General features: G+C 30.9%; 11 protein-coding genes and 1 pseudogene. 8 read left to right on the top strand and 4 right to left on the bottom strand.

Translation table 4 applies throughout. The annotated features are described in order from the left end of the window. The first annotated feature begins 2 nt into the window (after window positions 1-2). From P695_RS05370 to P695_RS05855, 3 genes are read left to right on the top strand one after another with little or no spacing between them, the layout of a single operon-like run. Complete coding sequence (locus tag P695_RS05370; protein ID WP_051437328.1) at window positions 3-1,232, top strand: BspA family leucine-rich repeat surface protein; 1,230 nt, start codon at window positions 3-5, stop codon at window positions 1,230-1,232. A gap of 1 nt (window position 1,233) precedes the next feature. After that, window positions 1,234-2,511, top strand: a complete 1,278-nt coding sequence (locus tag P695_RS06275; RefSeq protein WP_051437327.1) for a BspA family leucine-rich repeat surface protein — start codon at window positions 1,234-1,236, stop codon at window positions 2,509-2,511. Between the two features lie 24 nt (window positions 2,512-2,535). Further along, on the top strand, window positions 2,536-3,732 hold the full coding sequence (locus P695_RS05855) for a BspA family leucine-rich repeat surface protein (RefSeq protein ID WP_051437326.1): 1,197 nt from the start codon (window positions 2,536-2,538) through the stop codon (window positions 3,730-3,732). Window positions 3,733-3,788: 56 nt separating this feature from the next. Here P695_RS05855 and P695_RS05360 read toward each other — a convergent pair whose 3' ends face one another. The 3 genes from P695_RS05360 to def form a co-directional block, all read right to left on the bottom strand. After that, window positions 3,789-4,982, bottom strand: a complete 1,194-nt coding sequence (locus P695_RS05360; protein WP_051437325.1) for a TSUP family transporter — start codon at window positions 4,980-4,982, stop codon at window positions 3,789-3,791. Window positions 4,983-5,087: 105 nt separating this feature from the next. Then, entirely contained in the window at window positions 5,088-6,881 is a 1,794-nt protein-coding gene (locus tag P695_RS0101760; RefSeq protein WP_028126581.1) for a ribonuclease J, read from the bottom strand. Between the two features lie 125 nt (window positions 6,882-7,006). Further along, on the bottom strand, window positions 7,007-7,630 hold the full coding sequence (def, locus tag P695_RS0101755) for a peptide deformylase (RefSeq protein ID WP_084331589.1): 624 nt from the start codon (window positions 7,628-7,630) through the stop codon (window positions 7,007-7,009). A 70-nt stretch (window positions 7,631-7,700) separates the two neighbouring features. Between def and rsmD the strand changes: the two genes are divergently transcribed. Genes rsmD through rsmB form a run of 3 tightly spaced genes read left to right on the top strand, consistent with a single transcriptional unit; the run spans window position 7,701 to window position 10,429 of the window. Then, entirely contained in the window at window positions 7,701-8,270 is a 570-nt protein-coding gene (gene rsmD / locus P695_RS0101750; RefSeq protein WP_028126579.1) for a 16S rRNA (guanine(966)-N(2))-methyltransferase RsmD, read from the top strand. Then, window positions 8,263-9,159, top strand: coding sequence for a guanylate kinase (gene gmk / locus P695_RS0101745; protein ID WP_028126578.1), 897 nt, complete (start codon window positions 8,263-8,265; stop codon window positions 9,157-9,159). Before rsmD ends, gmk begins: the two co-directional genes overlap by 8 nt. Continuing rightward, a complete protein-coding gene (rsmB, locus tag P695_RS0101740; RefSeq protein ID WP_035026226.1) occupies window positions 9,152-10,429 on the top strand; it encodes a 16S rRNA (cytosine(967)-C(5))-methyltransferase RsmB in 1,278 nt (425 codons plus the stop codon). The genes gmk and rsmB overlap by 8 nt, the downstream gene beginning before the upstream one ends. A gap of 90 nt (window positions 10,430-10,519) precedes the next feature. On the opposite strand, the gene P695_RS06270 is transcribed toward rsmB, so the two are convergent. Beyond that, window positions 10,520-12,046, bottom strand: coding sequence for a BspA family leucine-rich repeat surface protein (locus P695_RS06270; protein WP_051437324.1), 1,527 nt, complete (start codon window positions 12,044-12,046; stop codon window positions 10,520-10,522). Between the two features lie 255 nt (window positions 12,047-12,301). Between P695_RS06270 and P695_RS0101730 the strand changes: the two genes are divergently transcribed. Next, window positions 12,302-13,813 carry a hypothetical protein gene (locus P695_RS0101730; RefSeq protein ID WP_028126575.1) on the top strand — a complete coding sequence of 504 codons (1,512 nt, stop codon included), beginning with the start codon at window positions 12,302-12,304 and terminating at the stop codon, window positions 13,811-13,813. A 3-nt stretch (window positions 13,814-13,816) separates the two neighbouring features. Next, window positions 13,817-14,071 (top strand): annotated as a pseudogene (locus tag P695_RS05355) (leucine zipper domain-containing protein); the annotation flags it as partial.

Below are 14,071 nucleotides of genomic sequence, written 5' to 3'. Positions count from 1 at the left end.
ATATGAAAAAAATACTATCTTTATTAGGATGTTTATCTCTTGGAACTGGAATTATGGCAAGTGTTTTAATGGTTGTTTCATGTGATAAAGAAAGTCCACATAATAAACATAATGTTTCAGATGTTGAAAAAGATATTCAAAAAGTTATTGATGCTAATAAAAAACTTTGAACAGCTGAAGATTTAAAAAATGAAATTGAAAAAACCATTCCCAAGACCACAGGAATTGCAGTTAAAATAGGTAAAAGCGATACTAAAATAGGGGCTGAAATAATTACTATTGATGCCACAAACACCAAAGAATTTGAAGGTAAATTAAAATTAAACCAAGTTTTAAATGAAGAAAATCAACATCAAACAATCTTTGTGGACCCAACTTGAGAAATCATCGTGGCAGTTGATGGATCTGCTCCAGATGGTACAACAGACATCTTAAATATTGGTTGAGATAATAACCCAAAAAGTGAAACATATCAACAAGCATATACATTACCAACAACAGTTTTGCAAGTACCTAACTATATTAGCCCACAAATCACTAGTCTTGCAAAATTATTCATTGGAGCACAAAAATTTAATTGCAGTGAAATTAGTTATTGAGATACTTCTCATATCACTAACATGTCTGGACTATTTGCTAACACCGAATTATTTAATCAAGACATCTCGCGCTGAAACACTGCCAATGTGACAAATATGAGTAATCTATTTGTTGCTAATTTTACATTTAATGGTGATATTTCAAAATGGGACACAAGTAAAGTGACAAATATGCAAGCAATGTTTAATTATACAACAGCATTTCAAGGTGATTTGTCTCATTGAAACACCGCCAATGTAACTGATATGAGAATGATGTTTTGGAATACTTCAATAAATTGTGATTTATCTCATTGAAATACAGCAAAAGTCACTGATATGGGCGGAATGTTTGCTTTAAGTAGAAATTTTAATGGCAACATTTCTCAATGAAACGTTGCCAATGTAACAAATATGAGTGAAATGTTTTTAGACGCACCAAAATTTAACATTGATCTTGCTAAATGAGATACTTCCAAAGTAACTGATATGAGTGGAATGTTTTTAAAAGCCGAAACATTTAATCAAGATTTATCAAAATGAAATGTTGATTTGGTCACCAATCACAAAAACTTTGCTGATAATCCAAATTGGCCAAAAGAAAAGCAACCGCATTTTAAAACTAAACAAATTAACTTTTTAAAGGAGTACTAAGATGAAAAGATTATTATCCTTTTTAGGAAGTTTGACCATCGGAAGTGGGATTATTGCAAGTTCATTGATGGTTGTGTCATGTGATAAAAGTGGTGATCATCCAAACCCGGGTGATAAACACCAAATAACTGAAATTGAAAAGAAATTGCAAAAAATAATTGATGATAATTCAAAACTTTGAACAGCAAAAGCTTTACAAGAAAAAATTGAACAAATAATTCCTGAAGCTATGGGTATTGAAGTGAAGCAAGACCAAATTGATGACCAAATCGGAGTAGAAATTTTTAATTTAGATGCCACAAAAACAAAAAAATTAAAAGGTCAATTAGAATTAAGGCAAGTTTTAAATGAAGAGAATCAAAATAAGACAATTTATATTGATCCAATGACTAAAAAAATTGCGATATCAAATGCTGGAGCACCACCCAACACATTAGAGGTTTTAAATATTGGTTGAGATAGTGATGGTGTGGCTTATGTAATGCCACCCACTATTCAAAAAGTCCCAAACTATATTTCACCACACATTACTAAGATCGATCATTTATTTGATAGTGCAATGAATTTTAATTCAAATGAAGTTTCATTTTGAGATACCTCGAAAATTACCAGTATGAAATCAACATTTGTTTCTAATAATATGTTTAATCAAGATCTTTCCCAATGAGATGTTTCTCAAGTCAAAGATATGACACAAATGTTTTGTTTAACACGAAACTTTAATCAAGACCTTTCAAAATGAAACACTAAAAATGTCACTAACATGACAATGATGTTTGCTGATGCTACTGCTTTTAATGGTGATATATCTACTTGAAACACAGCCAATGTCACTGATATGGGAAGTATGTTTGAAGGAGCATCGCTCTTTAATCAAGATATATCCAATTGAAACACAACAAATGTTCAAGACATGTCAATGATGTTTCATTTAGCATCAGAATTTGCTGGTGATCTTTCTAAATGAAATGTCGCCAATGTCACTAATATGAGTAAGATGTTTGAAAGAGCAGTAGCATTCCATGCGGATCTTTCAAAATGAAATGTCGCCAATGTCACTAAGATGAATGAAATGTTTGAAAGAACCGAACACTTTAATTGTGATTTAAAGGCATGAAATACTGCGAAAGTTACAAACATGGAATCGATGTTTGAAAGAGCAAAAATTTTCATTCAAGACCTTTCCAAATGAAATGTTGGTTTGGTCACCAACCATCAAAACTTTGCTGATAATCCAAATTGGCCAAAAGAACAACAACCACATTTCCCAACAAAATAAATGGTTAATTTGAAGGAGATAAAAATGAAAAAACTATTATCTTGTTTGGCATGTTTGGTGATTGCAAGTGGTGTGATAGCCAGTGGACTAGTTGTAGTGGCGTGCAATAAAACCGATAACCAACCTCAAAAACACCAATTGGTAGAAATTGAAAAAGATCTCCAAAAAGTAATTGATGGGAACAAACAACTTTGAACAGCCCAAGCTTTGCAAGCAAAAATTGACCAAGTATTACCCAAAGTCATTGGTCTTGAAGTGAGACAAGGAGAAATTGACCCACAAATTGGTGTTGAAACTTTTGATTTGGATGCCGATCATAGTCAACAATTTACTGGTCAACTCCAATTGAGTCAAGTTTTAAATGAAGAAAACCAAAATCAAACAATTTATTTGGACCACTTGACACACAAAATTACAATTGCCAAACAATGATCAGCCCCAGAGGGCACAAGAGAAATTTTAAATATTGGTTGGTATGATTATGGTCTGGCCCATGCATTACCAAGCACTGTTGAAAAAGTGCCGAATTACATTAGTCCAAAAATTAGTAATCTTGATGACTTCTTTGCAAATATCCAAAATTTTAATTGTTATGAAGTATCTTTGTGAGATACTTCGCACATTACACAAATGGCACGGACATTCTTCTTGGCAAAAGCTTTTAATCAAGATCTTTCCCAATGAAATGTCACCAATGTAACTGATATGCAATCAATGTTTTATGGGGCCCAAAATTTTAATGGTGATGTCACCACATGAAACACTGCGCATGTTATCAATATGGATAGTATGTTTCGTGAGGCTAGTGTATTTAATCAAAATCTTCACCAATGAAACACATCAAACGTTGAAGAAATGCCAGAAATGTTTGCTTCAGCAAAAGCTTTTAATGGTGATCTATCAACTTGAAATACAACAAAAGTGCGAGAAATGCCAGAAATGTTTGCTTCAGCAAAAGCCTTTAGTGGTGATCTATCCAAATGAAACACCTCGCAAGTGTTAGATATGAGTGAAATGTTTGTCCAAACAGATCATTTTAATTGTAATTTAGGGCAATGAGATACGAGTAAAGTGACTAATATGGAATCGATGTTTGATCGAGCAAAAATTTTCATTCAAGATCTTTCAAAATGAAATGTTGCTTTGGTCACCAATCACAAAAACTTTGCGAATAATCCGAATTGACCAAAAGAACAACAACCACATTTTAAAAACCATTAAACAAATCTAAAAAATAGTCTGATGAATTTTTCATCAGACTATTTTATTTTTTTATATTATTGTGTGTTTAATTTAGGTTTGGATAGCCGTTCTTGTTTTAAAGCTTGTGCTTTTTTGGAACCGACAATGTATTCGACCAACATTAGTGTTGAGGTGTAGAACACCACAACAACTGCAACTCATTTTAAAATTTTCATAAATTGTTCTTCTGGGACATTACCACCCACTTGGATCGCAACGAAGAAGACCAAGAATGAGGTGATGGCACCAAAGATGGCGGCCATCATCATTGTCGAACCAGTTTTTTCCATGTATTTTTTATTTTTGATAAATTTAATTGAACCAAAAATCATACATAAACTAGCTCCAGATGCCATAATTGGGAAAATAGCAGCGGCATTCATTCCTAATAAGGTTAAGATGGCCATACTTGGAGCATATAAACCTACTCCAAATGACATAATACATCCTAAGAAGAAGAAACTAATTGCTGAAACAATCATTCTTCACTCATCTCCTTGACCAAGGAACCCATGTAAACCGTCAGCTTCTGTAATAGTTTTAACAACATTAACATCTGGGTGAGTTAGAATCATCACGATTCCAACAATCAACAATGTTGAACCAACAACCAACTTAATAACACGCGGGTTTTTTAATTTGGCTACAAAGAATGAACTTGTCACTGTTCCTGCAATCACTGAAGCAACTAAGATAATTAAGGTTCAAGGATCAATTTTGATTGCTCCAATCAAGAATCCTGCTTCAAATAAGGCACTGACACCAAATGTCACGTTTAAAGTTCCTGGTAATAATGAATCATCTGTTAAAGTTCTCGTTCCTTTTAATAATCCAGTAGTAACAGCAAAGCTCCCAACTCCGATTGTATCTAGGAATGCGGCAATAAAGCCAATTCCTCCTACTTTAGTAATTTTTTGTTCAGCATCATTGAATTTAATTTTTGATACTGTTCAAAAATAGACAATTGAATAAACAACAGCAGTTGTGACCATCACCATGGTTAAAGCGAAAGCAATTCAATTTTCTTTGATTATAAATGCCTCACCCTTATTTTTATGTGGATAGAGAATTAAAAAGTTGATTGCAAGAGCAGTGGCACATCCGGCGAAAGCAATTGTTAGAATCACCATATAAACAGCACGTTTAATATCTTTTTCTTTGGCTTTTTCAAATTGGACACCTTTTTTAACATGTCAAGACTTTTGTTTGGCTTTGATTTTTTTTGTCATATTTTTTCCTTTCTTTTATTTTATATTTTTCTATTATACCAAATTTTTATCTAACCAAAAAAATAACTGCATTTTCGCAGTTATTTTTTTGCAGTAAAATTATCATTATTTTTTATTTAAAATGACTGGGATAATTAAAGGATTGCGACGTTTAGTTTTGAAAATATATGGTGATAAACTTGCTTTAATTGCTTGTTTCATCGCTCCAAATGTCGGTTTAGGCGAGTTTAAGACTTCTAAAACAGCATTGGTGACAATATTAATTGATTCACCAATAATATTTCCAGATTCACGAACATAGAAGCTTCCACGACTAATAATTTTTGGTTGACTTAATAATTTATTGGTTTGTGAATCAATTGAAACGACAACAGCGATTAAACCATCACTACTTAAAATATCACGTTCACGAATGACATTACTTGCTCGTCCTGTCATATCTTTCCCATCAACATAAACAGCATCAGCATCAATTCTTTTACCGATATTGGCTTCTCCTTTTAAAAGTTCTAATTGATCTCCATTAGCTAAGACAAAGCCATGACCTTTTTCCAGGTTAACGCTTTCAGCTGTTTCGACATGTTTTTTTAACATTCTAAATTCACCATGCATTGGCATAAAGTAATGTGGTCTTAATAATGAGAACAATAATTTTTGTTCTTCTTGACTAGCGTGACCAGAAGTATGGATTTTGCTTGTTGGTGTTGATTCAATAACATTTGCCCCAACTCTAGTCAATTTATTAATTAAACGTTCCACATCAGCTTTGTTTCCGGGAATTGGCGATGATGAGAAAATCACTGTGTCTCCAGGAATAATATTAATTTGTAAATGTTTTCCATTAGCAATTCTGGAAAGTGCTGCCATTGGTTCACCTTGTGAACCTGTCGAAATAATCATTAATTCATTTGGTTTATATTTATCAACATCAGTTACTTTAATAAATTGACGATCATTAATTTTTAAGTGACCCATTTCACGAATTATTTTAATAATTCGTTCAATTGAGCGTCCTAAAATTAAAATTTTACGGTCATATTTATTAGCTGTTTCAATGATGTGTTGAATACGGTGAACATTTGATGCAAAAGTGGTGATAAAAATTCTTCCTTTTGTTTTCAAAAATAATTTATCAATATTATCAATAATACTACGTTCTCCGGGTGTATAACCTTCAACTTCAGCATTAGTTGAATCAGAAAGTAATAATTCAATCCCCTGGTCTCCCATTGCTGCTAATTTGTTTAATTCAGCATAATGTCCTAATGGTGATCAGTCAAATTTATAATCACCTGTTGAAAAAATATTTCCATTAGGAGTTTCAACTAAAATTCCAAAGGCATCAGGAATAGAGTGGTTTAAAGCTGCAAAAGTCACACGGAAGTTTGATGATTTTCACACATCATCAGCAAAGTAATCTTTAACAATGGTGCTATTGGTTAGTTTATGTTCTTTTAAACGGTCTCTAATTAAAGCTGCTGCTAAGCTTGGTCCGAAAATTACTGGAATTTTTACTTGGCGCACTAAGTAGTGCACCCCACCAATGTGATCTTCATGACCATGAGTAATAAATAAAGCTTTGATTTTGTGTTCATTTTCTTTTAAGTAAGTATAATCAGGAATCACGGCGGTCACCCCTAACATCGAAGCGTCAGGAAACTTAACCCCAGCATCAATTAAAATGATTTCTTGGTCATATTCAATTGCATAAGTATTTTTTCCAATTTCTTCTAACCCACCAAGTGCAAACACTTTAGTTGGGATGTTAGTGTCTTGGTATTGTCTTTTCACTTCTTTTTGTTTAAAAATAAATGGCTTAATATCAGCCTTATCTAAAACTTTTTTATCAGTAACTTCTTTATTTACTGGAATATTAACTTTTGTTTCTTTTGTTGTCATATTTTCCTTTTCTGCATTTATAAATATTAAATGCTTTGCACAAGCAATGCTTTCAAGTGTTCTGAGCTTGAAGGTTTATTGCTCAAAAATATTGAGATCTTTTTCATTTTGATTTTGAATACGGTTTAAATTAAGATTCAAGATTCATCAACATAGTTTGGATTTTGGTTGTCAATTAAATCATAATACAAATGTCCTTCATTGTGTTCTAATTCATGTTGAAAAACGATGGAAGCATAGCCTCTTAATGTTAATTTGATGTCTTTTTGAGTTAAATAATCAAAACCTTCCACAATCACCTTATAAGCACGGGGCACAATTCCTTCGTGATCATGTTCTACACTCAAACAACCTTCACCACTTTCAATGGCGCAAATTTGAGCACTTTTTGAAAGACATTTTGGATTGATCATAGCATATTCTTCAATTATCATTTCATCATTTTCGTTTTCACCAGGTCATTCAATGCGGACATAAAACATATTTTTATTGACACCAATTTGCGGTGCTGCTAAACCAACTGCTGGTCTTAAATGTTCAATATTATTCACATCATTTAGTATTGGGTCCTGAGAAAAACGCACAAAATCAATTAACTTTTCTATGCATTCTTTTTCTTGACTAGTCAAGTTTAAAACATCTTCAACATTAGAACTAAAAGCACGAATGATCGCCTCATTGGTATCTTTAACTAATCAATTATTAGTTGGGATTTCTTTTTGTAATAAATTCTCAATGTTAAATTTCATAAAACCTCATTAGAAATTATACAACATTTATATATAAGTGTTTATAATATAAAAAATAAGAAAGATTGGTATGATTGTAATAAGTGGTAAATATAAAGGTAAGAAATTAAAAACTTTAGCAGGCATGAACACAAGACCAACAAGTGCTAGAGTTAAAGAAGACATGTTTAATATGCTTGCTAATTATTTTATTTTTGAAAATAAAATCTCGCTTGATTTATTTGGTGGGAGTGGTGCTTTAAGTATCGAAGGCTTGAGCCGTGGTGTAAAATTTGCCTATATTAATGACCATTTTACCCCTGCTTTGAAGGTGATCAAGCAAAACCTTAGAACAGTTGAACCAACGAGTTATCAATTAATGCAATTAGATTTTGAAAAATTGCTAGAAACTTTTAAATTCCAGCAAAAAAAAGTTGATTTAATCTATTTTGACCCTCCATTTACTCATCCTGAATATTATGAAAAGTTTTTTCATCAGGTTTTAGCAGATGAAATTTTAAACAATTGAGGCATTATTTTAACCGAAGCACCAATGCCATTGGACTTAACAAAAATTTCATCGTTAAAACTTTTAAAATACAAAGATTTCAAAAATAAACATTTATATATTTTTAGATTAGAAAGGCAAGAACATGCATAAAAGAGAATATAAACCAAGAATGATTGTTGTTTCTGGACCAAGTGGTGTTGGTAAGGGCAGCATCAATAGTAAATTAAGACAAGACGAACATTTAAATTTAGCTTTTTCTGTTTCGATGACCACACGTCAACCAAGAGATGGGGAAATTAATGGTGTCCATTACTTTTTTGTGACTCGTGAAGAGTTTGAAAAAGCGATTGCACAACATGAATTAATTGAATATGCAGAATTTGTTGGTAATTATTACGGAACCCCAAGAAAATATGTGGAACAACAAATGAAAAATGGCAAGAATGTCATTTTAGAAATTGAAGTCGATGGAGCAACACAAGCGATTAAAAATGAAAAAAATGTTTTATCAATCTTTTTAATGCCTCCCACACTGCAAGAATTAGCTACACGCTTACAAGGAAGACAATCAGAAGCTCCAGAAGTGATTAAAGCGAGATTAGACAAGGCGATGTTGGAAGTTCCTTTAAAACACAATTATCAATATGTGGTGGAAAATGACACTGTGGAAAATGCTGTTGAAAAAATGACTGATATTTTAGAAAAAGAGCATGCTGCCATTACACAAAACATCACCATTTATGACCAATTAAAAAAATTAGTCACTCAAATTGTCAAAACCAATTATATGTTTTTTGTTGAAAACTGAGAATTTAACATCAAAACTTTAAAAGATAAAGGATTAATTACAACTAAAGAATATAAAAATTTTGATGCAGAAGAAAAGTTAATTCATACTTTAACTGAAAATGTTTATCATCGTAATTTAGCCCATGGTGATTTTAAAGACTTATTAGATGAAAAGTATTTAATTGGTCGTGTCGAACGTCTAATGTTCAAAATCAATTTCTTTAGTATTGCACAAAAATATGATGATTAAACAAACTGCTAGATATCAAGCCTGACAAATTTTAGTCAAAGTTTTTGAACAAAAAAAGTATTCTAATCTGCTTTTAAATGATCTTGTCCGCACTAATCTTGATGTCAAAAGTAAGAATTTTGTTTTTGCTCTTGTTCATGGAACAATCAAAAACAAAATGTTTTTAGATTACTTAACTAAAACCTTGATTGATTTTAGAAAAACCCCATTTAACTTACAAGTGCTCTTATGAATGAGTCTTTATCAAATTCATTTTATGGATCGCACCCAAAATTATGCGATTGTCAATGAAGCAGTCGAAATTGCTAAAACTTTTGTGGAACCAAGAGTGGCTGGTGTGGTTAATGCGAGTTTGAAAAAAGTTTTAGCAACTGATGATTTTTTTATGATTAAGTTTAATGATTCAGAAAAACAATTATGTTTATTACATTCTTTTCCTTTTGAATTATTTAAAAAATTAAAACATGATTATGGTTTAGAGATTGCGACCAAGATTGTTGAAGACTCCTTACAGAAACCAAATATTAGTTTTAGAGTTAATACTCTTAAAATTCCTACCCAAAAATTTTATGAAATTTATCAAGAACAATATCAGTTAGAAAAAGGAATTAGTCAAGATGGTTTAATTGCTCATCTTCCGGTGGTGCACACCCCAATTTATGAACAAGGTTTAATTACAATTCAAGATCAAGCATCGATTTTAGTTGGTGAAATTGCTCATGTTAAACCTAATAGTCATGTTTTAGATATGTGTAGTGCTCCCGGGGGCAAACTCACGCATTTAGCAGCTTTAATGGGAGATACAAAAAACTTAATTGGGAATGAAATTAATCTTTATAAAATTGGCTTAATTGAAGAAAACATCCAAAGATTAGGGATTAAAAATATTACTTTAAAAAACCAAGATGCCCGCAAATTTGCTGAAAAAGAATTTTTTGATGCAATTATTTTAGATGCTCCTTGTTCGGGGTTTGGGGTTTTCAAACGCAAACCAGAAATTAAATTACACTATAATACAATTAATTTGAAAAGTTTGGTGGAACTGCAAAAAGAATTACTTGATATCGCTTATTTTAATTTAAAACCAGGTGGAGAATTAACTTATTCAACTTGCACATTCAACCAAGATGAATGTGCTAATCAAATTAAAAGTTTTCTTCATCATTATCCAGATATGGAAATTATTCTCGAAAAACAAATTTTTGGTTTTGAAAAAAACACTGATGGGTTTTATATTTGTAAACTCAAAAAGCTGATTATTAACTCTTAATTTATTAGGCAAATTAAATGACTAAAACCTATTCCAATGTTCATGGAATAGGTTTTAATTTTATCTTTTTCAAAATTAATTGTGATTTGATTAATTTTTATTAAAGGTTGGCTTTTTATTATCTTTTCATTCTGGATTTGCACGTAAAGCAAACCTATTAAAATCAGTGACTAATCCAACAACTCACTTAGAAAGATCATGATTAAATGCTTTAGCTTTTTCAAACATAGAACCCATATCAGTCACTTTTGAAGTATCTCAATTTGTAATATCACCATTAAATTTTTCAGCACCATAAAACATAGAACCCATATCAGTAACTTTTGATGTGTTTCATTTTACATCACCAGTCTTAATGTCTTTATCAAATAAAATTGCTTCATAAAACATAGAACCCATATCAGTCACTTTTGAAGTATCTCAATTTGTAATATTACCATTAAATGCTTTAGCCTTCCTAAATGTTCCATACATATTAGTTACTTTTGAAACATCTCAAGATTCAAGACCATTACCTTGAAATGCTGTTGCATTATGAAACATGTATTGCATGTTTTTTAAACTTGTAGTTTTTCATTCAGAAAGATTCTGGTTAAATCTAGGAGACCCACTAAACATATACTTCATATTTTCCACTTTTGAAACATCTCAAGATTTAAGGCCTTTACCTTCAAATGTTGTTACATCTTCAAACATAAAACTCATATCAATTATTTTTGAAGTATTTCAGTTTGATAGGTCTTGATTAAATTTTACTTTAGCACTATTACCGCGAAAAAAAAACATACTACTTAAACTAATAATATAAGGGTGAATAGAATCTTGCTCATTTGGAACTTTTTCAATCGTGACTGGCATTTTATGTACTTGACGATTACCATCTCAACCAATTTGTGTCACTTCTGTGACCCCTTCAGGAATTTTACCATTAGTAGATTGTTTTTCTTCATTATTAGTAGGATCGATATATTTAGTTTCACTTCCTAAAATATGTTTAACATCTACATGATTACTATATTGATGCTCTTGACTAATATCTCCATCTCCTGTAAAAGTGTACCTTCATTTAAAATCGTCTTCTTTGGTGATTGAGACAGTAATCCCGGCATATTCGCCCCCAAGATCATGAACAGCTTCGTCTAATGCTTCTTTAGTTCAAGCTTTGTATTCATAGTCTTTTAGAACATCTGTTCCATTTTTTTTTTCATAAACAAGATTGGTTAAGACATCTTTAATTTCTCAAATATCTGTACTTGTATCTTTGTTTCATCGATGTTCTAATTTAACACGACCATGATAGTGATGTTGGTTTGTTCTTGTTGCATTCCCAATGAAAATTCAACTATTTTTTTGAAGTTCAAATGTTCTTGTAGTTTGTTTGCTTTTTTCTACCGTAATTCCTTGATTTGAGTATTCTAAATCAATTTCAGCTTGTAATTCTTTTTCTGTTCATTGAGCTTTAACTCTTCTTTGTAAGATCTTTTCTAAATCACCACTAATTTCATTAATTTCTTTAACTGCTTGGATTTCTGGTACTTTAGTTGAACAAGCAATAACAGTTGTTGATGTTGTTGTAACTACTCCAACAATACCAAGCAATGTTAATAATTTTTTCATTTTTAAAAACCTTCCTAAGATTTATTACCTACTTTTTATATTAATTTAATTTTGTATTTTGTCAATTAAATATCTTTCTTGAACAGCTTAGTAAACAACAAATAACCTTATAATCTTGTTTGTTAGTCAATGTTATTTAATATCTCAATAATTTAAAAAATTGGTAAATTAGTGCAAAATGACAACTTTTTTATATTATTTTTTAAAAAAATGAAAAATTTTTATATTTTTTTCTAATCTATAGTGGAGGGTAAAGTGAAAAATATATGACCAATCTTGCCACATTTGTTGAATGTGGTAGCACCAACGAACACAGCAACAACTTTTTTGCGAGCAGCAGAACCAGTGAAAGAAGAATGAAAAAATTATCAATTTGATGGTAAGAAAACTTTTGTGAAAGAATTTCGCGATGCTTTGACAAATAAAGATGATCAAAACACCACTTTTGGTGAAAAATCAATTGATACAATTATGAAATTAAGTGATTACGATAAAAAATTACTGAAGTTAGGGTTTTTAAAACCAAGAATATCATTTGATTTTTATGGGGAGGCTGCCCCAAAAATGATTCAAAACGATCGTAGTTGTACCAAACCAGGCAGTTCAACTGTTGATATTGCTTTAAAAAATAATCTCTTGGTATATCCGATTAATGTTGGCGAAACTTTTATGGTCTCAACTAATTCTGGTAATGGGGGGATCAGTTATGATTATCAAAGTAAAATTAAATTACATTTTGATGCCAATTATGATTTGTTTATTCATTTATATATTGAAGATACAGCATCATCTTCACAACATGCTAATCATAATCAAAAAGTTAAACAGTATTTTGGTGATGGAAGTTATGGTTATCAACTTTCCAATATTAAAATCAGTTATGAAATGCCATTTGCAGTTGATGACTTAAATCAATGAATTTTTGTTTGAGAATATCGATTAGAGCATCAAAGTTTTGATGATTTCAATGCCTGGCTTTTATCAGAGTTGCAAAGGCAAAAGACAATCCAAGCATTGAATTTTTTTGATTGATGTGAACTAGAAAAATTATCAAGTGAAGAATTTAAAAAAATTTATCTACTACCTAATTTGGAACCAACAATGATTGAACTTAAATTTAAGTTCAAAAAAAATTATGATGTCGAACTTTTTAAATTAATCAAACCAGAACACTTTACTTTTCAAATTCGTTTAAACAAAGTGGTTGATATTAACCAATTAAATTTAAATAAAAATAAAATAGTCGTTGACCATCAAGATCAAGTTTATGCTAAATTTAAAGCCAATAATAATCATTATTTAAAAATGTTAGATCAAGAACTTCATTATGACATCATCGATTCGCAATTAGTGATTAAACCAATTTTAGCAACAAATTTTTTAAAAGGTGAAATTAAAATTGACTTTGAAATTCAAACTAAAAAACCGATTGACTTAAATGACTTAGATGGGAATTTAGGTGTCATCCGTGCTGATGCCATCAATGATGCTGAACTCTTTGCCAAATTTAAAGCTAAAAATATTTTAAAAATACCACAAGCTCAACAAAATGATTTTCTTTTGGCAAACAACACTTTTTATGCCAATAGTTCGCAATATATTGGGATGAAAAAAATTCATTACATGCTTATTGAACCAACAACAAAACTTGTTGATTTAGCTAGTACAAATTTCAACTTTGATTTTGGTGATTTTGTGATTATCATACGATTATGTCATAAGTATTTATCACTCGATTTTGTCAGTAAAATAATAACGAGGTGATAAATCATGAAAGGTGCAAAACTTAACATGAAAGAAAAAGAAATATACAAAGTTATAAAAGATTTTGAACAAAATAAAATACCATTAAAATTAGCAATTAGAAGAAGCGGTGTTTCTGAACGCCAACTTTACCGTAAATTAGCCATTTTCCGAAAAGAAGGCATTGATGGTTTTGCCCATAAAAATCGTGGCAAAATTCCGTCAAATAAAATTACCAGTTTGCAAAAAAATGAAATAAAAGAACTCTATGAAACAAAATAT

The sequence above is a fragment of the Williamsoniiplasma lucivorax ATCC 49196 genome, assembly GCF_000518285.1.
GTDB classification, from domain to species: Bacteria; Bacillota_I; Bacilli_A; order Mycoplasmatales; family Mycoplasmataceae; genus Williamsoniiplasma; species Williamsoniiplasma lucivorax.
The sequence above is the reverse complement of the archived record's forward strand: the minus strand, read 5'-3'. Positions and strand labels throughout refer to the sequence as shown.